This is a genomic window from Alistipes sp. AF14-19 (assembly GCF_003461645.1).
GTDB lineage: Bacteria > Bacteroidota > Bacteroidia > Bacteroidales > Rikenellaceae > Alistipes > Alistipes shahii.
On sequence record NZ_QTXM01000001.1, the window covers coordinates 182917 to 205600 of the forward strand.

Here is a 22684-nt window from a genome sequence, read left to right on the forward strand (position 1 = left end):
TGGTTTGCAATCAGTCAAATCTTTCCACATTTCCCCGCTTGACAGACGGGACTGCAAAGATAGGCATAATTTCGGAATCTGCAAAACAAAAGCCACCGCGTCGGGCGGTGGCTCCTGCACATTTTATATATAGGTCACTTCGGCGGCAACTCGAAAATCGTTGCCGCCGAACCCGGACGGTCTCCGCTATTTCCCGAGCATCTTCTTCACTTCGGCGGCGACGGTTGCCCCGTTGTAGCCGAACTTCTCGTCGAGCACCTTGTAGGGGGCCGACCAGCCGAAATGGTCGAGACCGTGGATCACGCCGTTCTCGCCCACCAGTCCCCGGAGATTGACCGGAAGGCCCGAAGTCATGCCGTAGCGCGCAACGCCCGCAGGCAGCACGCTCTCCTGGTACGAACGGGGCTGGTCGCGGAACAGCCCCTCGCTCGGGACGTTCACCACACGGACCGGAATGCCCTCGGCGGCCAGCAGTTCGGCGCCTTCGACCAGCGTTGCGACCTCCGAACCCGTGGCGATCAGCACCGCGGCGGGTTTGGCGGCATCCATCACCACATAACCGCCCTTGGCGACCTGCGCGGCCTCCTCGCGGCGGATGGCGCCCAGCGTCGGCAGGGTCTTGATGTTCTGGCGCGACAGCACGAGCGCCACAGGGCGGTGCTCCTCGACGGCCAGTTTCCACGCCATGACGGTCTCATCGCCGTCGGCCGGACGCAGCACGAGCATCGAACGCTCGTCGTGGTGGTTGCGCAGGTGCTCCATCAGGCGGATCTGCGCCTCGTGCTCCACAGGCTGGTGCGTCGGGCCGTCCTCGCCCACGCGGAACGAGTCGTGCGTCCAGACGTAGACCACATGCAGGCGCATCAGCGCCGAGAGGCGCACGGCGGGCTTCATATAATCGGAGAAGACGAAGAACGTGCCGCAGACGGGGATCACGCCGCCGTGCAGCGCCATGCCGTTCGCAACGCAGGCCATCGTCAGCTCCGAGACGCCCGCCTGGAAGAATTTCCCACTGAAATCGCCCTTCGTGAACGCCTTGGTCTTCTTCAGGTAACCGTCGGTCTTGTCCGAATTCGACAGGTCGGCCGAAGCCACGATCATGTTGTCGATCTTCTCGGCGAAGACGCCCAGCACCGTCGCCGATGCGGCGCGCGTAGCCACGTCGGCCTTCATCTCGATGGACTTGTAGTCGATTTCGGGAAGTTTGCCCGAAAGGAAATCGTCGAGTTTGCGCGCCAGCTCCTTATGCTCCGCGCGCCACGACTTCTCGACGGCGGCCTGCTTCGCGGCCCACTCCTTCAACGCCTCGCGACGTTCGGCGAAGACCTCGCGGCTCTCCTCGAAGACGGCGAACGGATTCTCCGCATCGCCGCCCAGGTTCTTCACCGTAGCGGCGAAATCGGCCCCGGCGGCCGTCAGCGGCTGGCCGTGGGTCGAGACTTTGTTTTCGAAACTCTCTCCGGCGGGGCCTTTGGCGCCCTTGCCCATGACGGTATGGCCGATGATGAGCGTCGGACGCTCGGTCTCGCTCTCGGCGGCGACCAGCGCCTCGCGGATCTCATTGATGTTGTGCCCGTCGATCGACAACACGTTCCAGCCCCACGCCTCGTACTTCATGGCCACGTTCTCGGTCATCACCTCGTCGACCTTCGTCGAGAGCTGAATGTTGTTCGAATCGTAGTACATCACGAAGTTCGACAGGCCCAGATGGCCGGCGATGCGGCCCACGCCCTGCGAAATCTCCTCCTCGACGGCGCCGTCCGAAATATAGGCATAGGTCTTGTGCGCCATCCACTCGCCGAAACGGGCGGCCATGAAGCGTTCCGCAATGGCGGCTCCCAGCGCCATGGCGTGGCCCTGTCCCAACGGTCCCGACGTATTCTCCACGCCGCGCATCACGTCCACCTCCGGGTGCCCCGGCGTCACGCTGCCCCACTGGCGCAGCGATTGCAGATCTTCAGTCGAATAGTGCCCGGCCAGCGCGAGCGTCGAATAGAGCATCGGCGACATGTGGCCCGGATCGAGGAAGAAACGGTCGCGGTAGGGATACGCCATATTATCGGGGTCGTAACGCAGGAACTCGGTGAAGAGCACCGTGATGAAATCCGCGCCGCCCATAGCGCCGCCGGGATGCCCCGACTTGGCCTTCTCGACCATCGCGGCCGAAAGGATGCGGATATTATCGGCAACGCGCGTAAGTTTTGAATTCGTTGTAGACATGGAGTTAGTATTTTATGCGTTTTAGCTGTTTATTTCCGACAAAGATAGCCAAAAAGAAATTAGCCGACTTGTTTAAGTTCCAAAATATTTGCCTTTTCTATCTTTTTCTTTGCATAAGGCAAAGTAACGGTGAACTTTCGGGCATCGGTCGAGGGGATGTCGAACATCGTGTCCATCATAATCGCCTCGCAGATCGAGCGCAGGCCGCGCGCGCCGAGCTTGAACTCGACGGCCTTGTCGACGATGTAGTCCAGCGCGTCGTCGTCGAAGGCGAGTTTCACGCCGTCGAGTTCGAACAGACGCTTGTACTGCTTGACGATGGCGTTCTTCGGCTCGGTGAGGATCGAACGCAGGGCCGCGCGCTCCAGCGGCTGCATGTAGGTCAGCACCGGGAGACGTCCCACCAGTTCGGGAATCAGTCCGAACGACTTGAGGTCCTGCGGCGTGACGTACTGCATCAGGTTCGAGCGGTCGATGGGATCTGCGTTCAGCCGCCCGTAACCCATCGCGCGGGTGTTCAGCCGCTGGGCGATCTTCTTCTCGATGCCGTCGAACGCACCGCCGCAGATGAAGAGGATGTTGCGCGTGTCGACCTGGATGAATTTCTGCTCGGGGTGCTTGCGGCCACCCTGGGGAGGCACGTTGACCACCGTTCCTTCGAGGATTTTCAGCAGGGCCTGCTGCACGCCCTCGCCCGAAACGTCGCGCGTGATGGAGGGGTTGTCGCCCTTGCGCGCGATCTTGTCGATCTCGTCGATGAAGACGATGCCGCGCTCGGCCTGCTCGACGTTGTAGTCGGCGACCTGCAACAGCCGCGAGAGAATGCTCTCGACATCCTCGCCCACATATCCCGCCTCGGTCAGAACGGTCGCGTCGACGATCGTGAACGGCACTTTCAGCAGCTTGGCGATCGTGCGGGCCATCAGCGTCTTGCCCGTGCCCGTCGGACCGACCAGCACGATGTTCGACTTGTCGATCTCGACCTCGTCCTCCTTCGGGGCGTACAGCAGCCGCTTGTAGTGGTTGTAGACCGCCACGGACATATACCGCTTGGCGGCATCCTGCCCGATGACATACTGGTCGAGGAACTCCTTGATCTGCGCCGGCTTGAGCAGTTCCTCCATCTTGAGCGGAGCCGCCGCCGGACGCCGTCCCCGTTCGGAGGCGATGTCGTTGTCGACGATGATCTTATAGCCGTTCTCGATACATTTGTTACAGATATTCGCGCCGTCCGAACCCTGGAACATGATCTCCACGTCCGTGCGCTTGGCGCCGCAGAACGAGCAGCAGTCGCCGCCGTTCTTGTTGTTGTTCTTATTCTGTGCCATGCGGTTTACTTGTCTCGTTTGGAAAGCACCTCGTCGATCAGTCCGTAATCCTTCGCCTCGCGGGCCGACAGCCAGTAGTCGCGGTCGGCGTCCTTCTCGATCTTCTTGACCGGGACGCCCGAGTGGACCGAGAGGATTTCGTACAGCTCGCGCTTGGTTTTCAGAATCTCGCGCGCCGTGATCTCGATGTCCGAGGCCTGGCCCTGCGCGCCGCCCAGCGGCTGGTGGATCATCACCCGCGAATGCGGGAGCGCCGAACGCTTGCCCTTGGCGCCCGCCGTGAGCAGCACGGCGCCCATCGAGGCGGCAAGCCCCGTGCAGATGGTCGCCACGTCGGAGTTCACCAGCTGCATGGTGTCGTAAATGCCCAGTCCGGCCGAAACCGACCCGCCGGGCGAGTTGATGTAGATCTGAATGTCCTTCTCGGGATCGACCGATTCGAGGAACAGCAGCTGGGCCTGGATGATATTGGCCGCGTCGTCGTAGATCGGTGCGCCGAGGAAGATGATGCGGTCCATCATCAGGCGCGAGAAAACGTCCATCGTGGCGATGTTCAGCTGACGCTCCTCGATGATCGTAGGCGACACGTAGGCCGCGCTTACCGACTGGAAATCGTGCAGTTTCAGCGAACTGATCCCGCAGTGGTTCCGTGCGTATTTTTCAAATTCTGACATAGTCGTATTTATTTACTCTTCATATTCTGCCTTCTGCCGGTCAGGAGCGCACAAGCCGCCGGAAGCATTCCGAATTCCCCATCGCCCCCGAAACCCGCTTCTTAAAGCGGGCGCGAAAACCGCCGCAAGCGATCCGGCCCCCGTCGCTCCCGAAAGCCGCCTCCCAGGCGGGCGGACGGGAGCGCAGAACCGGATGGGAAGCGTGAAAACCCACAGCCGCCCCTAAAAGCGCGTTCTTAAAGCACAAAGGACTTTGCAAACATCACGCCTGCAAAGTCCAAAGATAGATAAAATTCCGCGAAACTTAAAGTTCCTTCGCCAATTTAGCGAAATCGTCCGCAGATACGGCTTTTTCAGTTACCTTGACCTTCGATTTGACATCCTCGACGACCTTCACCTCATAGAGCTTCTCGTAAATCTTCTGGCCCTGATCCTTGTCGGCGAGAATCTTCTCGGCGTAACCCTCCAGCATGTCGTCCGGCGCCGAGGGCATGCCGTACTGTGCGAACTGCGAGGCGGCCAGCGCCTTGGCTTCGGAGAGCGCCTCCTCCTTCGAAACGGAGATGCCGTCGGTCTTGATGAAGTGCTTCTGGAGGTAGTTCCAGGTGAACATCTTCAGGAACTGGTCGAAATCCTTCTCGATGTCCTCCATCGAGAACTTGCCCTCGTTGATCGTGTAGAGCCAGCGCTTGAGGAACGCCGCGGGCATCTTCAGGTCGGCCTTCTTCACGAGATAGTCGCGCACCTGCAACGTGAAGAGGTAGTCGCTCTCGCGGCGCAGCTCGGCCTCGATCTGCGCGTCGATGAACTTGTCCAGCCCGGCTTCGTCCGTGACGCCGCCCTGCGGGAAAGCCATCTTGAAGAACTCCTCGTTCAGCTCCGGCTCGGCGAACTTGCGGATTTTGGTGATCTCCAGTTCGAATTCGGGGTTGACGCCCTCCAGTTCGTTCTCCTTGACCTGCAGGCAGGCGGCGCGCTGAGCGGGATTTTTATAGAGTTCGTTGATATTCACCTTCATCTTGTCGCCGACCTTCTTGCCGATGAAAGGCTTGCGGTCGGCCTCGTCCATCGAGATCAGACCCACGTAAGCGTCCGCAACGTTCATCTCGCCGTTGTCGAGCGTCACCGACAGCGCCTCGTCCGAAGTCACCTTCTCGGCGTCCACCAGGCGGCCGAAGCGGCGCAGGTAGTTCGAACGGTAGTCGTCGTGCATCTTCTTGTCGACCTTGATCTTGTTGTAGGTCAGCTTATCCTTGTCGGAAAGCTCCAGCTTGATCTCGGGAGCCTCGCCGATCTCGAACACGAATTCGAACTCGGTGGCGTTGTCGAAATCGAAGTCGCCCTGCTCCTCCGCGGGAATCACGTCGCCCAGATAGTCGATGCCCTCCTTCTGGAGATATTCGAAAACGGCGTTCGAAGCCTGACGGTAGGACTGCTCGGCCAGGACGCCCTTGCCGTACATCTTCTTGACGATGCCCATGGGGACCATGCCCGGACGGAATCCGGGGATGTTGGCCTTGCGCTTGTACTCGCGCAGGGACTTTTCGACCTCCTGCCCGTAATCCGCCTCGCCGACAGTCACGCGGATCAGCGAGTTATTCTCGCCGCGTTGTTCTCTTACAATGTTCATAATGAATGAATTATATTTGTTATTCTTCGTATTTCCGTTCAGAATCGGGAGGCAAAGATACGAAATTATTCCATTTCCGGCAAGACATTACCCGTAATAATACGGTCAAATTATGATATACGGTTTGTTTTTCGTACCTTTGGGGCCGCAACGCCCCCGCTTGCCGGGGAAGGTTCTACCGAGCCGTGCGCAATTCCGTTTTGATCCCATCCGACTTTTTCGTATCTTTGTGAGCTATTTTGTTCCGAAACAATGAAAACGACCCCGATATTCCTGTTTTCCATCCTGCTGCTGGGCGCATGCGGCGGTCCGGCGGCGCGCGCCAAACGCCCCGGCGCAAAGGCGCAGGCCGCGGCGGCCGTGCAGGCCGAGCCGAAAACGTACACCTACCGCATCGCGGCGACCTACCCCCACTCGACCGGCGCCTACACCCAGGGGCTGCAATACGTCGACGGGACGATGTGGGAAGGTACGGGCCAGCACGGCGAATCGGTCGTTCGGAAGACCGACCTCGCGACGGGGAAAACCGAGGTCATGGCGCGCCTGCCCCGTTCGGAGTTCGGCGAAGGAATCACCCTGCTCGGCGGAAAGCTCTACCAGCTGACCTGGCAGTCCAACACCGCGCACGTATATTCGCTGGAGAACGGGAAACTGCAAAAGATCCGCGACTTCCGCTATCCGGGCGAAGGCTGGGGCCTCACGACCGACGGCGAGAAGCTCTACATGTCGGACGGCACGGCCACGATCCACACGGTCGATCCCGCGACGTTCCGCCGCGAAAAGCGCGTGACGGTGACCTACAAGGGCGCGCCGGTCGAATACCTCAACGAACTGGAGTGGATCGGCGGCAAAATATGGGCCAACGTCTACACCACCGACCAGATCGTCGTCATCGACCCCGCGACGGGCGTCGTCGAGGGCGTCGTCGACCTCGCGGGGCTGCTGCCCGAAACGGAAATGACCGCGACGACCGACGTGCTGAACGGCATCGCCTATGACGCCGAGGGGGACCGCATCTTCGTGACGGGCAAAAACTGGCCGAAACTCTACGAAATAGAAATTACCGAAAAATAAATGACGACAACGCTATACGACCAACTGGAGCGCCGCATCCTGCTGCTCGACGGAGGCTTCGGCACGATGGTGCAGGGCTACGGACTGCAAGAGGAGGACTACCGCGGCCGGCGGTTCGCCGGCTGGCCGGTGCAGCTCAAGGGCTGCAACGACCTGCTCGCGCTGACCCGCCCGGACGTGGTGCGCGAGATTCACGAAAAATACCTGCGGGCGGGAGCCGACATCATCGAAACCGACTCGTTCAACGCCAACGCCGTGTCGCTGGCCGACTACCGGCTCGAAGAGTGCGCTTACGAGATTTCGAAGGCCGCAGCCGGAATCGCACGCAGCGCGGCCGACGAGTTCACGGCCCGCAACCCGCAGAAGCCGCGTTTCGTGGCGGGATCGGTGGGTCCCACGAACCGCACGGCCTCGATGTCGGCCGACGTACAGAATCCCGCGGCCCGCGAGGTGACCTTCGCACAACTGGTCGAAGCATATACGGATCAGGTGCGGGGACTGGTGGACGGCGGGGCGGACATCCTGCTGGTGGAGACCGTTTTCGACACGCTCAACGCCAAGGCGGCCCTCTGGGCCATCGACACGCTCTGCGAGCGGCTGGGCCGCGCGATCCCCGTGATGGTCTCCGGAACGCTCGCCGACGCCAGCGGCCGCACCCTCTCGGGGCAGACCGTCGAGGCCTTCGCCGTCTCGGTGTCGCATGCGAACCTGCTGTCGGTCGGACTGAATTGCGCCTACGGGGCCAAGCAGCTGCTGCCCTACCTCGAACGGCTGGCGGCAGTGGCCGGAACGCGCATCTCGGCGCACCCGAACGCAGGGCTTCCCAACGTGATGGGCGGTTACGACGAGACGCCCGAAATGTTCGCCGGGGATGTCGGCGAGTATATGCGTCGCGGACTGGTGAACATCGTGGGCGGCTGCTGCGGCACGACGCCCGCCCACATATTCGAATTGTCGAAAATATCCGGAGACTACGCCCCGCGGCCCGTTCCCGCGCCGAAGCACATCACGACCTTGAGCGGTCTGGAGCCGCTGCGGATCGTCCCCGAAGCCAACTTCATCAACGTCGGCGAACGCACGAACGTCGCCGGATCGGCCCGTTTCGCAAGGCTGATCCGCGAAGCCAACTACGAAGAGGCGCTCTCGGTGGCCCGCGCACAGGTCGACGCCGGGGCGCAGATCGTCGACGTCTGCATGGACGACGGGCTGATCGACGGTCCGGCGGCGATGCGCACGTTCCTCAACCTGATGGCCTCGGAGCCGGAGATCGCCCGCGTGCCGGTGATGATCGACTCGTCGAAATGGGAGGTACTTCAAGCGGGACTTGAAGTGACGCAGGGTAAGTCGGTGGTCAACTCCATCTCGCTCAAGGAGGGCGAAGCGGAATTCCTGCGCCGGGCCGCGGAGATCCACCGCTTCGGCGCTTCGGCCGTGGTGATGCTCTTCGACGAGCGGGGCCAGGCCGACACCTTCGAACGTAAAGCAGAGGTTGCGGAGAGGGCATACAAGCTATTGACGGACAACGGATTTCCGCCCGAAGACATCATTTTCGACCCCAACGTGCTGGCCGTCGCAACGGGCATTGCGGAGCACGACGGCTACGCCAAGGCGTTCATCGACGCGACGCGCTGGATCAAGGAGCACCTTCCCCATGCGAAGGTCTCGGGCGGCGTGTCGAACCTTTCGTTCGCCTTCCGCGGCAACAACACGGTGCGCGAGGCGATGCACTCGGCGTTCCTCTACCACGCCATCCGGGCCGGAATGGACATGGGCATCGTCAACCCGCAGATGCTCAAAGTGTACAGCCAGATCGAACCCGAACTGCTCTGCCGCGTCGAGGACGTGATCCTCTGCCGCCGGGCCGACGCCGCGGAGCGGCTCGCGGAGTATGCCCACGGGGTGCAGCAGACGGCCCAGGCGCAGCCGCAGGCCCCCGACGCATGGCGTGCGGGGACGCTCGGAGAGCGTATCGCCCATGCGATGCTCAAGGGCGTGGCCGACTACGTGGAGCAGGATGCGCTGGAGGGTTACGAGGCGCTGGGAAGCCCGATGGCCGTGATCGACACGCTGCTGATGCCTGCCATGGAGCAGGTCGGCACGCTGTTCGGCGAGGGCAAGATGTTCCTGCCGCAAGTGGTGAAGACCGCCCGCGTGATGAAACGCGCGGTGGCGGCGCTGACGCCCTATATCGAACAGGGGTCGGCCGCGAATGCGCATAATTCGGGGAAAGTGCTGATCGCCACCGTGAAAGGCGACGTGCACGACATCGGCAAGAACATCGTGGCGGTCGTGATGGCCTGCAACGGTTACGAAATCCGGGACCTGGGCGTGATGGTCGAGCCGGAACGCATCGTCGAGGAGGCGGTGGCGTGGGGCGCGCAGTGCATCTGCCTGAGCGGGCTGATCACCCCGTCGCTCGACGAAATGGCCCGCGTCTGCGAGGAGCTGGAACGGCGGGGGCTGCGCATTCCGGTCATCATCGGCGGCGCGACGACCTCGGACCTCCACACGGCGGTGAAGATCGCCCCGGTTTATTCGGGCGTGGCGGTCCACTCCGCGAACGCCAGCCGCAACAGCCAGATACTGGCGCAGCTGCTCGGCCCCGACGGCGACCTTTACGCCGACAAGGTGAAAGCCGACCAGCAGGCCCTGCGCGAGGAGTACGCCCGCCGGCTGCGGGAGCGCGACCTCATTCCGATCGCCGAAGCGCGCGCGGCGCGGCGCGGCGCGGCGCAGCACGAACCCGTCGTGCCGCTCCATACGGGGCGCATGGTCTTCCCCGACTTCGACGTGGCCGACGCCGAACCGTACATCGACTGGAGTTTCTTCTTCGCGGCGTGGGGACTCAAGGGGCGTTACCCCGAGATTCTCGACCACCCCGAAAAGGGCGCCGAGGCGCGCAAGGTCTTCGCCGACGCCCAGGCCCTGCTGGCCCGCATCCGCGACGAGCGGCTGCTGACGCTGCAAGGGGTCGCGGGCATCTTCCCGGCACGCTCCGAGGGCGACGACATTCTGGTGACGGACGCGAAAGGGCGCGAAAAACGCCTCCCGATGCTGCGCAACCAGACGCGCGGCGAGGAGAACCTGTCGCTGGCGGACTTCATCGCACCGGACGGCGACTGGATCGGCTGTTTCGCCCTGACGGCCGGCATCGGGCTGAAGGAGCTGGCGGAAAAGTTCCGCGCCGGGGGCGACGACTATTCGGCCATCATGGCCAAACTGCTGGCCGACCGCCTCACGGAGGCCTTCGCCGAGGCCGTGCACGCCTTCATGCGGCGCGAGATGTGGGGCTACGAAACGGGCACGCCGCCCACCCCCGAGCAGGCAGTCCGCGGCCAGTACCGCGGCCGCCGCATGGCCTTCGGCTACCCGGCCTCGCCCGACCATTCGCTCAAACGCGAGGTCTTCGACCTGCTCGCGGTCGAGGTGACGACCGGAATGCGGCTGACCGAAAACTGGATGATCGACCCCGGGGAGGCGCTGTGCGGACTGATGTTCTCCGACGCCGACTACTTTTCGGTCGGGACCATCGGCGCCGAACAGCTGCTCGACTACGCACGCCGCCGCGGAATGGAGGCCGAAACCGTAAAAAAGATTATACCGAACAACGTATGAACGTCGTAGAGATCATCAACGAAGCGATCGCCTCCGGGCGCACCCGCTTCGCGTTCGAACTGCTCCCGCCGCTCAAGGGCGACGGCATGCAGAAGATATTCGCCGCCGTGGAGCCGCTGATGGCCCTCGACCCGGCTTACGTCAACATCACCTTCCACCGCGAGGGAATCAAGGAGACCGAGCGCGAGGACGGCAGCGTCGAATGGCACGTCGTGCGCCGCCGCCCCGGGACGGTGGGCATCTCGGCGGCCATCCAGAACCGCTACGGCGTGGAGGTGGTCCCGCACCTGATCTGCGGCGGACTGTCGAAATACGACATCGAGGACACGCTGATCGACATGGACTTCCTGGGCCTGCACAACGTGCTGGCGCTGCGCGGAGACAAGTCGCAGAACGAAAAGCGTTTCATGCCCCATCCGCAGGGCCACGCCCACGCCGTGGACCTCGTGCGGCAGATCGCCGACATGAACCGCGGAAAATTCATCGACGGCGAGGTCGAGGAGTGCCACCACTCGAAATTCTCGATCGGCGTGGCGGGCTATCCCGAGGTGCACGCCGAGGCGCGCGACATCACCTCGGACATCGCCCGCCTGCGCGACAAGGTCGACGCCGGGGCGGAATATGTCATCACGCAGATGTTCTTCGACAATGCCAAATACTTCGACTTCGTGCGCCGCTGCCGCGAAGCGGGGATCACCGTGCCGATCATCCCCGGCATCAAGCCCCTCTCGACGCTGCGCCACCTGGAAATACTGCCCGAAACGTTCGGCGTGAAGCTGCCCGAGGAACTCGTGCGCGAAGTCAAGGCGCATCCCGACGGCGTGCGCGAAGTGGGAACCGAGTGGGCCATCGCCCAAAGCCGCGAACTGATGGCCGCAGGCGTGCCCGTGCTGCACTACTACACGATGAGCCGCACGACGAACATACAGAAAATCGTCAAGGCGGTTTTCTGACCCAAACCGATAAAACAGAGAATCAATGGAACCTGTCGAATTCCGCCGCCGCCTGCATGCGCACCCCGAACTGTCGTTCAAGGAACACGACACGGCGGCGTTCATCGAACAGCAGCTCGACGAACTGGGCATCGAACACCGCCGGATCGCATCGACGGGCGTCGTGGCCCGCATCAAGGGCCGCAAGACCCCCGAAGGCGACCGGCGCGCCGCGGTGCTGCGCGCCGACATCGACGCCCTGCCCGTCACGGAGCGGAACGACTGCGAGTGGAGATCGCAGAACGAGGGCGTGATGCACGCCTGCGGCCACGACATGCACGCCGCGGTGCTGTTCGGCGTGCTGAAAACCTTCGCCGAGGCGCCCGATTTCCGGGGCACGCTCTTCGGGCTGTTCCAGCCGGGCGAGGAGTGCAACCCGGGCGGAGCCTCGCTGGTGCTGGCCGAAAAGCCGTTCGAGGGCTACGACGTGCGGGCCGTCGTCGGCGAACACGTCGAACCGCAGCTGGAAGTCGGGACCCTCGGATTCCGGGCCGGAAAGTACATGGCGGCAAGCGACGAACTGCGCTTCCGCGTCCGCGGCACGGGCGGGCACGGCGCCATGCGCAAGCAGCTCAAGGACCCCGTGGCGGCCGGCGCCGAACTGCTGACGCGCCTCATCGCGCTCAACGGCGAGGAGTGCGTGCTCTCGATCGGCCGCGTGGAGGCCGGGGGCGCGACGAACATCGTGCCCGACGAGATCTACATGGAGGGAACGCTGCGCACGTTCGACGAACGCGAGCGCGGCATCATCCACCGCCGCATCGAGATCATCGCCGCGGACATCGACGCCCGGCACGGCGTGAAGACCGAAGTGACGATCGGCCGCGGCTATCCGTGCGTCGTCAACGACGAGATCCTCGTGAAGCAGGCCACGGCCCTGGCCAAAGCCGAGAAGCTGAAGGTCGAGATGCTGCCCCTGCGCACCACGGCCGAGGATTTCGGGTTCTACTGCAAGCAATACCCGTCGCTGTTCTACCGGCTGGGCGTGGGCGCTGCGGCCGGACGCCCGCACACGGCGACATTCTTCCCCGACGAAGCGGCTATCGGCGTGGGCATCGCCTACATGCGGAAACTGGCCCTGCAACTCCTGGAAAAATAACGCCCGGTTCCGCAAAACGCACACAGGCCGGCCGCGACAGCGGCAAAACGGGCACAACGGAAATCCGACGGAGGACCGAAGCCCTGCAAATTTTTAAGAAATGATGAAAAAACAGAAACAACGCTCCGAAAACGGAGCACGGAAGACGGACCGCACCTCGATCATATTGAGCATGTTCCGGGAATTCCCCAACAATAAGTTCTCGCTGAAGCACCTGGCTTCGGCTTCCGGAGGCGCCACGAAAGAGGGCCGCCGCGAAACGTTAGAAATCCTCGGACGCCTCTTCGAAGAGGGAGTCGTCGAGGAGTGCGCGCGCGAAAAATACCGTCTGATGCAGACCCACCTGCCCCACTACGAGGGCGTGGCCGACATGGCCCCCTCGGGTTCGGTCTATGTGAAGGTCGAAGGGCAGGAGAGCGACATCTTCGTCAACCAGCGCAACGCCGCGAACGCCCTGAACGGCGACCGCGTCGAGGTCGTGGTGATGCACCGCGGCCGCAACGGACAGCTGGAGGGCGAGATCACGCGGATCATCGAACGCAACCGCAAGCCCTACGTGGGCGTGGCCGAAGTCGGGGCGCACCAGATTTTCGTACGGGCCGACTCGCGCCGCATGCCGATGGACATTTATCTCTCGAAGCGCACCTATCCCGACGTGCGCGACGGCGAGAAGGTCGTGGTGCGCATCGCCGACTGGCTCCCGGGCAGCAAAAGCCCCGTGGGCGAACTGGTCGAGCGGCTGGGCATGGCGGGCAACAACGACACGGAGATGCACTCGATCCTGGCGGAATACGAGCTTCCCTACCGCTTCGAACCCGAAATCGAGGAGGCCGCCCAGGCCATCGACGCCCGCGTCACGGCCAAAGAGATCGCCCAGCGGCGCGACTTCCGGGGTGTCACGACCTTCACGGTCGACCCTGCGGACGCCAAGGACTTCGACGACGCGCTGTCGGTGCGCAAAATAAAGGACGGCGTCTGGGAAGTGGGCGTGCATATCGCCGACGTGACCCATTACGTGCGGCCCCACTCGGTAATCGACGACGAGGCCGTGGAGCGCGGCACGTCGGTCTATCTGGTGGACCGCACCGTGCCGATGCTTCCTGAACGGCTTTCGAACGAGCTGTGTTCGCTGCGCCCCCACGAGACGAGCCTCTGCTTCTCGGCGGTGTTCACGCTCAACGAAAACCTCGACATCCTCGAAGAGTGGTTCGGACGCACGGTGATCCACTCCGACCGCCGTTTCACCTACGCCGAGGCGCAGGAGATCATCGAAACGGGACGCGGCGACTACGCCGAGGAGGTGCTGACGCTCAACCGGCTGGCGCAGGCGCTGCGCAAGGAGCGCTTCAGGAACGGCGCGATCTCGTTCGACCGCGAAGAGGTGAAATTCCGCCTCGACGAGAACGGCAAACCGTTAGGCGTTTACTTCAAGGAGCAGAAGGAGTCGAACCAGATGATCGAGGAGTTCATGCTGCTGGCCAACCGCCGCGTGGCGGAGTTCTGCGGCAAACGCAGGACCGAGAGCGGCCGCTCGGCGGAGCGCACGATGGTCTACCGCGTGCACGACACCCCGAGCGAGGAGAAACTCGACCGCTTCCGGCAGTTCATCCTCCGCTTCGGGCACATCTTCAAGGCTACGAAGGGCCGCGCCGTGGCCAAGGAACTGAACAAGCTCTTCAAACAGATAAAGGGAACCACGGAGGAAAACGCCGTGGCGACGATGGCCGTGCGCTCGATGGCCAAAGCCTATTACACGACCGACAACATCGGACACTACGGTCTGGCGTTCCCCTACTACACGCACTTCACGTCGCCGATCCGCCGCTACCCCGACATGATGGTCCACCGCCTGCTGGCGCGTTACCTCGCGGGCGGCAAGCCGGCCGACAAAACGGAACTGGAAGACCTCTGCGCACGCGCTTCGGACCGCGAGGTCGTGGCCGCCGAGGCGGAACGCGCGTCGATCAAATACAAGATGGTCGAATTTATGAAAGAGCACATCGGCGAGGAGTTCGAGGGACACATCTCGGGGCTTACCGAATGGGGCGTCTACGTCGAGCTGGACGAAACCCACATCGAGGGCATGTCGTTCCTGCGCGACATCGAGGGCGACTTCTTCACCTTCGACGAGCAGCTTTACGAAATCATCGGCCGCTCGACGGGCATCCGCATGACGCTGGGCAGCCCGGTACGCATCCGCGTGAAGCGCGCCGACCTGCAGAAACGCCAGTTAGACTTCGAATTGCTGCTGCCCGGGGCCGCGGCGCGCCGTACGGAAGAGCCCCGCGGCAAAGGCCCGAAGGTGCGCACCTCGTCGCGCCGCAAAGGACGGTAGTCACGGAACGAGCGCCGGTTCGGCCGTAATACCCATATCCCCCGAAGGAACGGTTGTCGTGGTGTCCCACGACAACCGTTCCTTCGTATTCGGAGAGCGCCCCGACCGCAGGACGGCAACGAAAAAGGGAGGCCCCGCAGGGTCTCCCTTTCCGGTGACGGGCGTTCCGCCCCGTCAGAAGAGATTCACGCCGTCGAGCGTTGCGATCAGGTAGGTGGCGGCCACCGTCAGGATGGCGTACAGCTCGGGGAAAGCCGCGAGGATCAGCGTCTTACCCATCACGTCGTGACCGTTGCCGATAGCGGCGATACCGTTGGCGCAGACCTTTGCCTGATAGATCGAAGCGGCGATGTTCACCAGACCGACCAGCAGACCGGCGCCGAAGATAGCCGCGCCCTGCACCATCGTCGGGTCCGTCAGACCCTTCTGCACCAGGAAGAAGCAGACGAAACCGTAGAGACCCTGCGAACCGGGAAGCGCCGAAAGAATCATGTAGCTGCCGAAAGCGCCGCCGTTCTTCTTCATGGCCCCTACTGCGGCCTGACCCGTAATTGCGGTACCGATCGACGAAGCGACACCTGCCAGACCCACCATCAGCGCTACGCCGACGTAAGCCAATACCAATGCTGTTGTTTCCATAATGTTTTGAGTTTTTTTTAATTGTTATTATTCGTTAGTATCGTTCATTTTACGAATCGGGTCGAAATTGCGCGGGGCCATTTCGAAACCGGCGTTCTTGAAAAACTCGACGAACGTCAGACGCAGCGGGTGCACGAACGACGAGATGGTCGACATGAAAAGGTTGATGCCGTGACCGATCAGCAGAATCGGAATCATAATCAGCAGCCGGACCACGATGTTCGCGCCTTCGGGCACGAATCCCGACGCCAGCGTGTTGAACACCAGCGCCAGCACACCGCCCGAAAGCCCGATGGCGAACAGACGGATATAGGACAGCACGTCGCTCAACAGTCCCGTGAGGTTGTTGTAAAGGTCCCACAAACCCGCGCCGAGGTTGATGAGCGGATTGCGCTTCGGATTGTTCAGAAGCAGCATCAGCACGCCGCCGACGCCCAGCGCCGCATAGAAGGCCACCGATCCGGCCGTAAAGCCCGGAATGGCGAGACCCGCCATCGGAAGGCCCATGGCCAGACAGCACGAGACGAGGATGATGAACCACCCCAGCAGTCCCAGCGCACGGCCGAAACCGAAACAGCGAACGGTCATCCAGATGTTGAGCAGCATGCCGAAAAGAATCTGCACCACGCCGATAACCAGCGCGATGGAGAAGAACTGTCCCTGGAAATCGAGGAATTTCACCGAGGGGAACCACGTGTTCATGTTGATGCCGAAGAACGAGCCGCACAGCAGTCCGAACGCGACGGTCGACACGCCGCACAGCGTGGCGAACCACGCCGCCTGACGCATCATGCCGGGCTTTCGGTTCCTGGCGAGCATCCACCACCCCATCAGGGTCAGGATCAGTCCGTAGCCGGCGTCGTTGAGACAGATGCCGAAAAAGAGCATGTAGAACGGAGCGAAGAAGGGTGTGAGGTCCATCGTCCCGTATTTCGGGCGGGCGTACATGTCGCCCACCAGTTCGAAGACATGCGCGAACCAACGGTTCTTGAGCTTCACGGGCGTTTCGTCCTCGGGCGTGGGGTCCGATTTGAGGAAGACCACGTTGGGGTACTCCTCCAAAAGGGCGTCGACCCGACCGGAAGTCTCCTTCTCGGCCCAGCCCTCCATGACGACCAGCGTACCGTCGGCGGCCTCCTGCGCCGTAGCCTTCACCCGCACGCCCTGCAAACGCTCCTTCAGCGAGCAGGCGTGCTGTGCGAGCAGGGCCTCCGAAGCGGCCGCACGCGAAAATTCAGCGTCGAGGGTCCGGAGTTTCCCTTCGGCTTCGGCGATGCGGCGCTCCGCCTCGCGAATGTCCATCGTCGGGGTCTTCATCTCCTGCGCGTCGAGCGTAACCTCCTCGCCGGGCTTGGCCACGACGACGAACCACACCATGGCATCGGTGCGGCTGACCTCCGAAACCGTATAGCGCTCCGACCACTCGGCCAACTGCTTGTCGAAGGTGTTGCGCTGGGTGAAGAAATAGCGCAGGACAATGCCCCGGGCGGCGAGTTTCCGCGTCGCCTCCACGTCGAACGCCCCCCAGGGACGCAGCTCCTCGGCCGCTTTTTCCAGCCGCCCGATCTCGGCGTTGAGCGTCGCGGCCTCGCGGTGCGCGGCGGCGTAATGCGCATAGGCCTCCTCGCCCGAAGCGAACGGCGCGGCGGCAGCGTCGCAGCGCTCCCCGGCGCGGAAGTTCTTCAGGAACTCCGCGGCCTTCGCAAGGCTCTCGATGTCCAGCAGCAACTGGCGGTCCTCCTCGGAGGGTTCCCAACCCGCGGTGGTGATGTCCACCAGCCCGAGGCCGCGCAGCTTCTCGACGAAATCCTCACTCTGCGCCGCAAAGAGCACAAAGTTGTATTTTGACATTCTGGCTATCATAACATCGCGCCCTCCCCGGCGGCCTGCTGCTTGGTTTTCACGATCTTCTGGGCCGACTTGGAGAGGTTCTCCTCGTCCTCCATGAAGCGTTTGATCTTACGTATGGCGTCCTCGTACCCGGGTATCTGAACCTTTTCGTACAAGTTCACCTTTTGAGTGGTTTTGCGGCGCGCATGGTCCAGCAGTTCCATCTTCCGGTTGTAGACCTCGAACTCGATCCCCAGCTGCGCCATGCGCTTGAGGATGCCGACTCCGTCGGCGAACCACACCGGCGAGGAGAACAGATCGTAGGGTTTCTCCTCGAATTTCACTTCCTGCAGGACGGGCGTGCGCACACCCGCGATTTTCTGGACCGACAAATCGACGTCGGCAATGCGCAGGAGGTCACAATCAAACTCTCCCCAGAGCGACACCATGTAGTCGTACTCGGCCTTCAGAGCGTCGAGCCGACGACGGTAGTCGCTTGCGGAGTCCTTCGCCTTCTTCACTTCGGAGCGCAGGGCCGACTCCTTACTTTTGATCGTAGGGAGGGCCTTCTGGCGCATTTTCAGCTGTTTGCCGAGTTCGCCCAGCGAGGTCTTGTTATATTGGAATTTGATTGCCATTGCGCGTTACGCCTCCTTCCAGTATTTTTGGATAAGTTCCTCCTTGATGGCGACCTCCTCCCGGGTGAAGTACTTGGCGAAAAGCCCCCATGCGGTGTCGAGCATCTGGTTGATCTCGATATTGATATCAATGGCCAGCAGTTTCTCCGAGTAGTCGAAGGCGAACTTCAGGGTGCGCTCGTCGTAGTCCGAGAGGTCGAAGCCGTTCTCCAGCTTGGTCTTGGCGTTGGCCGCGTCGGCGTAGAGGCGCACGCAGGCGTTCATCACCTGCGGATGGTCCTCGCGGGTCTTCTTGCCGATGACGAGCTGTTTCAGACGCGACAGCGAACGGAACGGGTCGACGATCACCTTGCCCGTGTCGGAGTCGTTGCGCAGGAACAACTGGCCCTCGGTGATGTAACCCGTATTGTCGGGGATGGCGTGCGTGATGTCGCCGCCCGAAAGCGTCGTCACGGCGATGATCGTGATCGAACCGCCGTTGGGCAGCTGCACGGCCTTTTCGTAGATCTTCGCAAGGTCCGAATACAGCGAACCGGGCATCGAGTCCTTCGACGGAATCTGGTCCATGCGGTTCGACACGATGGCCAGGGCATCGGCGTACAAGGTCATGTCCGTGAGCAGCACCAGCACCTTCTCGCCCTTGTCGACGGCGAAGTACTCGGCGGCGGTAAGCGCCATGTCGGGAACGAGCAGACGCTCCACGGGCGGATTCTCGGTCGTGTTGACGAACGACACGATGCGGTCGAGCGCGCCGGCGTTCTCGAAGACCGACTTGAAGTACAGAAAGTCGTCGTTCGTAAGGCCCATGCCGCCCAGGATGATCTTGTCGGCCTTGGCGCGCAGGGCCACGTTGGCCATCACGGCGTTGTAGGGCTGGTCGGGGTCGGCGAAGAAGGGGATCTTCTGCCCCGTCACGATCGTATTGTTCAGGTCGATGCCGGCGATGCCCGTGGCAATCAGCTCCGAAGGCTGGATGCGCCGGAAGGGATTCACCGTCGGACCGCCGATCTCGCGGGCCTCGCCCTCGATGATCTCGCCGCCCTCGAGCGGTTCGCCGTAGGCATTGAAGAAACGCCCCGCGAGGTTGTCCGAAACGCGCAGCTTGGGAGGCTCGCCGTGGAAGACGACCTCGGAGTCGGTGGACAGGCCCTCGGTTCCGGCGAAAATCTGCAACGTGACGTTCTCGCCCATAATCTTCACCACCTGCGCCAGCTTGCCGCCGACGGTGGCCAGTTCGTCGTTGCCGACGCCCGTGGCGCGGAGCGTCACGGTAGCCTTGGTGATGTTGTCAATCTTGGTATATATCTTCTGAAATGCTCGTGTTGTCATAATTTCTCCCGCTTATTTGGATTGTTCACTCACATACTGCTCGATCTGCTTCCGGTAGCCCTCGAACTTCTCCGACTTCCACTCCGAATAGTTCATCTGGCGGAAGAGGTTGATCAGCCCCTTGAAGAACTGCGAGCAGGCCTCGAAGTCGGCGAACGCAAATTCCTGGTTGCAAATGCCCAACACCATCTTGTACATCATCTGCTGGCGTTCCATCGGGCAGTTGGCGTCGATGTCATCGAAAGCGTCCTGCTGGAGGATGACGAAGTCGATCAGCTCCGATTTCCAGAACCGTTCGTGATACTCCACCGGCACGCCGTCGTCGCCCAGAATGTTGATCTGGTCGTTGGCCTCCTTGCCGCGCTGCACGATGGTCTTGCCCGCGTAGACCAGGTCCACCCAGTCCTTCTCGATGTGCTCGTCGAGGTATTCGCGGATTTCGGGGTATTCGAGGTATTTCGAGTAGGACTCCAGCGGGTCGATGGCCGGATAGCGCTTCGAGTCGGCGCGGCCCTGCGAAAGGGCGTAGAAACAACGCGCGGCCTTCTTCGTCGATTCGGTCACCGGCTCCTTGAGGTTACCGCCCGCAGGCGACACCGTGCCGAGGAACGTCACCGATCCGGTCTGGCCGCCGACGAGTTTCACCAGTCCCGCACGCGAGTAGAAGTTCGAGATGATCGCCGAAAGGTCCATCGGGAAGGCGTCCTGACCGGGAAGCTCCTCCAGACGGTTCGACATCTCGCGCAGCGCCTGCGCCCAGCGCGACGTCGAGTCGGCCATCACGAGCACCTTGAGGCCCATCGAGCGGTAGTATTCGCCGATGGTCATACCCGTATAGACCGACGCCTCACGCGCGGCGACGGGCATGTTCGACGTGTTGCAGATGATGATCGTGCGCTCCATGAGCGTATGGCCCGTATGCGGGTCGATCAGCTCGGGGAACTCCTTGAAGATTTCGACCACCTCGTTGGCGCGCTCGCCGCACGCCACCATGATGATCACGTCGGCGTCGGCCTGCTTCGAAATGGCGTGCTGGAGCACGGTCTTGCCCGCGCCGAAAGGCCCCGGGATAAAGCCCGTACCACCCTCGGCCATCGGGTTGAAGGTGTCGATCGGACGCACGCCGGTCTCCATGATGCGCGACGGGCGGGGTTTCTCCGTATAGCAGCGCACGGCCTGCTTCACGGGCCATTTTTGCACCATCGTCACCTCGTGGTCGCGGCCTTCGGCGTCGGTCAGGACTGCCATCGTGTCGGTGATCTTGTATTTGCCCGCCTCGGCGACGCTCTTGACCGTATAGCTGTCCGTCATCGTGAAGGGAACCATGATCTTGTGCATCACCCACTGCTCCTTCACCTCGCCCAGCCACGACGCCGCCGTGACCTTGTCGCCGACCTTGGCCAGCGGCGAAAATTCCCACTCGACATCGTAGTCGACCGGATCGGTGATCGAACCGCGGGCGATGAACAGACCGTCCATCTTTTCGAGGTCGTTCTGAAGACCGTCGTAGTTGCGCGACAAAAGGCCCGGAGCCAGCGTGACTTCGAGCATGTGACCCTCGAATTCGACCCGGTCGCCGATCTTCAGACCGCGGGTGCTGTCAAAAACCTGGACATAGGCCGCGTCGCCTATGACCTTGATGACCTCGGCCATCATTTTGGTATCGCCCGTCCAGACATAGCAGATCTCGTTCTGACCCACGGGTCCGTCGGCCTTGACGATCACGATGTTGGAGATGATACCGTTTACACGTCCTGTAGTTTTCATTGTATGTTTTTATTGTTTATTCCTTATTAATCAGCTCCTTGCCGTCCAGTTCGGCAAGCAGGCGGGCGAACATCTCGCGGCCGCGCGCAGCGTCGAGCAGCGTCCAGCGGGCGACGATGTTGATCCGCACCAGGTAGGAAAGGATGGCGTTGACGTCGAAATAGTCGAAGGTCGCCAGCTCCGCGGCTTCGTTCCAGCGGATCAGGTCGATCTTGTGCTCCTTCTCCACGAGGTTGGCCTCGTCGTTCACCGCCGCGATCACCGCGTCGATATAGGGAAGTTCGCCCCGAAGCCCGAAATCGGCCGCAGAACTGCGCTGCAACTGTTCGGCGACATCGCCGCCGCCCACGACGACCTCCTCGACCGCACGCCCTGCGGCGCGCGCCGTGACGGCCGCCGAAACGTTGCGCAGGTTCCGGTCAAAAGCGGACCACTCGCGCAGGAAGCGGCTCCCGGCCTTTCCGCAGGCGGCGTAGTAGGCCCCGAACAGCTCCTTCTCGAAACGCCGCGACGTGTCGACCGTCTCGGCGTCCTCGCCCTCGGGATCGGCATAGGCCCTCACCACGCGGGCAACCGCCTCGGGAAGCCGCTTCGGAGCTTTCAGCTCCTCCGCCAGCTCCTCGCGCGTGAAGTTGCCCAGCGGATTGTGCGCCGAGCGCCCCGCACGCAGGGCGGCGATATTCTCACAGTCGTAGTAGCCGTACAGGAGCCGCACCTCGCGGGCGTCGCCGCGGTTCACCTCCTCCAGAATCCCGGAGACGATGGCCCGGGCGTCGAAGCCCTTGGTGTCGGCGTCGAGCGCGTACTCCTTCAGGGAGGCTACCAGACAATAATATTGGGTCGCAAACATGCCTTACGCCTTGAACAACAGTTGGAACACCTTGTCGCGCAGGTACTCTGCCAACAGCGCTTCGATGTCGGCGTCGGCGAACGAAATGTAGTAGCCGCCCTCCTTGGCGCCCACCTTGAAGCCGGTCTTCACCTCCTTCGACCAGCCCACCTCGACACCGGCGGCGAGCAGCTCCTTCGCACTCTCCTCGAACGCCGCGTCGAGCTTCTTGCGCTCGCCCTCGGGCAGCAGGGCCTGCAATTCGACCTTGCCCGAATCGGAACCGTTCCAGTTTTTAGCTACGGCGACGAGCATCTCCTTGATGAACGCCGGGTCCACGACGGCCTCCTTCACGCCCCGGGCCGTAGCCTTGGCGATGATCAGCGAGGCGATCTCCGACTTGATTCTGCCGACGGCCTGCTTGCCGGCCAGCGAAATCTCGGTCATGGTGTTCTTCGAAACGTCCTCGGCCTTGGCCTCCGCCTTTTTGACGATCTCTTCGGCCTCGGCGCGGGCCTCGGCGACGATCTTCCGGGCCTCGGCCTTGGCGTCGGCCACCAGCTTGTCGGCCTCGGCGCGCCCTTTCTCCAGCCCCTCGTCGTAGAGCTTCTGCGTCAACTGTTGAAGTTTGTTTTCCATAGCGTTATTTAGTTTTGATTATTGTTTTTCGGTTTTAACGCACAAA

16 protein-coding genes are annotated in these 22684 nt (G+C 62.2%); 5 read left to right on the forward strand and 11 right to left on the reverse strand.

Annotation, left to right across the window (positions count from 1 at the left end; translation table 11 throughout):
* Positions 1–186 precede the first annotated feature (186 nt).
* The 4 genes from DWW03_RS00650 to DWW03_RS00665 form a co-directional block, all read right to left on the reverse strand.
* Positions 187–2220, reverse strand: a complete 2034-nt coding sequence (locus DWW03_RS00650) for a transketolase family protein (RefSeq protein WP_118406093.1) — start codon at positions 2218–2220, stop codon at positions 187–189.
* Between the two features lie 59 nt (positions 2221–2279).
* Complete coding sequence (clpX, locus tag DWW03_RS00655; RefSeq protein ID WP_015547555.1) at positions 2280–3548, reverse strand: ATP-dependent Clp protease ATP-binding subunit ClpX; 1269 nt, start codon at positions 3546–3548, stop codon at positions 2280–2282.
* Positions 3549–3553: 5 nt separating this feature from the next.
* Positions 3554–4222, reverse strand: coding sequence for an ATP-dependent Clp endopeptidase proteolytic subunit ClpP (gene clpP / locus DWW03_RS00660; RefSeq protein ID WP_015547554.1), 669 nt, complete (start codon positions 4220–4222; stop codon positions 3554–3556).
* 304 nt (positions 4223–4526) lie between these two features.
* The gene (locus tag DWW03_RS00665; RefSeq protein ID WP_015547553.1) at positions 4527–5852 is read right to left on the reverse strand and encodes a trigger factor; all 1326 of its coding nucleotides are present in this window, start codon (positions 5850–5852) and stop codon (positions 4527–4529) included.
* Positions 5853–6104: 252 nt separating this feature from the next.
* Here DWW03_RS00665 and DWW03_RS00670 point away from each other — a divergent pair, with 252 nt between their 5' ends.
* The 5 genes from DWW03_RS00670 (at position 6105) to rnr (ending at position 14967) form a co-directional block, all read left to right on the forward strand.
* On the forward strand, positions 6105–6926 hold the full coding sequence (locus DWW03_RS00670) for a glutaminyl-peptide cyclotransferase (RefSeq protein WP_118406094.1): 822 nt from the start codon (positions 6105–6107) through the stop codon (positions 6924–6926).
* A complete protein-coding gene (metH, locus tag DWW03_RS00675) occupies positions 6927–10541 on the forward strand; it encodes a methionine synthase (RefSeq protein ID WP_118406095.1) in 3615 nt (1204 codons plus the stop codon). It abuts the gene before it with no gap.
* Positions 10538–11494, forward strand: a complete 957-nt coding sequence (locus DWW03_RS00680) for a methylenetetrahydrofolate reductase (protein ID WP_015547551.1) — start codon at positions 10538–10540, stop codon at positions 11492–11494. Before metH ends, DWW03_RS00680 begins: the two co-directional genes overlap by 4 nt.
* A 25-nt stretch (positions 11495–11519) precedes the next feature.
* Positions 11520–12632 (forward strand): M20 family metallopeptidase, encoded by a 1113-nt coding sequence (locus DWW03_RS00685; RefSeq protein WP_022062479.1) that lies wholly within the window; start codon positions 11520–11522, stop codon positions 12630–12632.
* 103 nt (positions 12633–12735) lie between these two features.
* Positions 12736–14967, forward strand: coding sequence for a ribonuclease R (gene rnr / locus DWW03_RS00690; RefSeq protein ID WP_022062480.1), 2232 nt, complete (start codon positions 12736–12738; stop codon positions 14965–14967).
* 174 nt (positions 14968–15141) lie between these two features.
* Here the strand turns inward: rnr and DWW03_RS00695 are convergent, their stop codons facing one another.
* The 7 genes from DWW03_RS00695 to DWW03_RS00725 are packed head-to-tail and all read right to left on the reverse strand — an operon-like array spanning position 15142 to position 22638.
* Positions 15142–15606 (reverse strand): ATP synthase subunit C, encoded by a 465-nt coding sequence (locus DWW03_RS00695; RefSeq protein WP_022062481.1) that lies wholly within the window; start codon positions 15604–15606, stop codon positions 15142–15144.
* 27 nt (positions 15607–15633) lie between these two features.
* Positions 15634–17457, reverse strand: coding sequence for a V-type ATP synthase subunit I (locus DWW03_RS00700; RefSeq protein WP_118406218.1), 1824 nt, complete (start codon positions 17455–17457; stop codon positions 15634–15636).
* Positions 17458–17465: 8 nt separating this feature from the next.
* Complete coding sequence (locus DWW03_RS00705) at positions 17466–18074, reverse strand: V-type ATP synthase subunit D (RefSeq protein ID WP_015547547.1); 609 nt, start codon at positions 18072–18074, stop codon at positions 17466–17468.
* Positions 18075–18080: 6 nt separating this feature from the next.
* Positions 18081–19403, reverse strand: coding sequence for a V-type ATP synthase subunit B (locus DWW03_RS00710; RefSeq protein WP_022062483.1), 1323 nt, complete (start codon positions 19401–19403; stop codon positions 18081–18083).
* 12 nt (positions 19404–19415) lie between these two features.
* Positions 19416–21170, reverse strand: a complete 1755-nt coding sequence (locus DWW03_RS00715; protein ID WP_118406096.1) for a V-type ATP synthase subunit A — start codon at positions 21168–21170, stop codon at positions 19416–19418.
* A gap of 16 nt (positions 21171–21186) precedes the next feature.
* On the reverse strand, positions 21187–22020 hold the full coding sequence (locus DWW03_RS00720) for a DUF2764 family protein (RefSeq protein WP_022062485.1): 834 nt from the start codon (positions 22018–22020) through the stop codon (positions 21187–21189).
* 3 nt (positions 22021–22023) lie between these two features.
* On the reverse strand, positions 22024–22638 hold the full coding sequence (locus tag DWW03_RS00725) for a hypothetical protein (RefSeq protein ID WP_015547544.1): 615 nt from the start codon (positions 22636–22638) through the stop codon (positions 22024–22026).
* Positions 22639–22684 lie beyond the last annotated feature (46 nt).

Bases quoted from the DNA above. Each gene is read 5' to 3' on its own strand.
- DWW03_RS00650 (WP_118406093.1), bottom strand. From the start codon at position 2,220: ATGTCTACAACGAATTCAAAACTTACGCGCGTTGCCGATAATATCCGC.
- clpX (WP_015547555.1), bottom strand. From the start codon at position 3,548: ATGGCACAGAATAAGAACAACAACAAGAACGGCGGCGACTGCTGCTCG.
- clpP (WP_015547554.1), bottom strand. From the start codon at position 4,222: ATGTCAGAATTTGAAAAATACGCACGGAACCACTGCGGGATCAGTTCG.
- DWW03_RS00665 (WP_015547553.1), bottom strand. From the start codon at position 5,852: ATGAACATTGTAAGAGAACAACGCGGCGAGAATAACTCGCTGATCCGC.
- DWW03_RS00670 (WP_118406094.1), top strand. From the start codon at position 6,105: ATGAAAACGACCCCGATATTCCTGTTTTCCATCCTGCTGCTGGGCGCA.
- metH (WP_118406095.1), top strand. From the start codon at position 6,927: ATGACGACAACGCTATACGACCAACTGGAGCGCCGCATCCTGCTGCTC.
- DWW03_RS00680 (WP_015547551.1), top strand. From the start codon at position 10,538: ATGAACGTCGTAGAGATCATCAACGAAGCGATCGCCTCCGGGCGCACC.
- DWW03_RS00685 (WP_022062479.1), top strand. From the start codon at position 11,520: ATGGAACCTGTCGAATTCCGCCGCCGCCTGCATGCGCACCCCGAACTG.
- rnr (WP_022062480.1), top strand. From the start codon at position 12,736: ATGAAAAAACAGAAACAACGCTCCGAAAACGGAGCACGGAAGACGGAC.
- DWW03_RS00695 (WP_022062481.1), bottom strand. From the start codon at position 15,606: ATGGAAACAACAGCATTGGTATTGGCTTACGTCGGCGTAGCGCTGATG.
- DWW03_RS00700 (WP_118406218.1), bottom strand. From the start codon at position 17,457: ATGTCAAAATACAACTTTGTGCTCTTTGCGGCGCAGAGTGAGGATTTC.
- DWW03_RS00705 (WP_015547547.1), bottom strand. From the start codon at position 18,074: ATGGCAATCAAATTCCAATATAACAAGACCTCGCTGGGCGAACTCGGC.
- DWW03_RS00710 (WP_022062483.1), bottom strand. From the start codon at position 19,403: ATGACAACACGAGCATTTCAGAAGATATATACCAAGATTGACAACATC.
- DWW03_RS00715 (WP_118406096.1), bottom strand. From the start codon at position 21,170: ATGAAAACTACAGGACGTGTAAACGGTATCATCTCCAACATCGTGATC.
- DWW03_RS00720 (WP_022062485.1), bottom strand. From the start codon at position 22,020: ATGTTTGCGACCCAATATTATTGTCTGGTAGCCTCCCTGAAGGAGTAC.
- DWW03_RS00725 (WP_015547544.1), bottom strand. From the start codon at position 22,638: ATGGAAAACAAACTTCAACAGTTGACGCAGAAGCTCTACGACGAGGGG.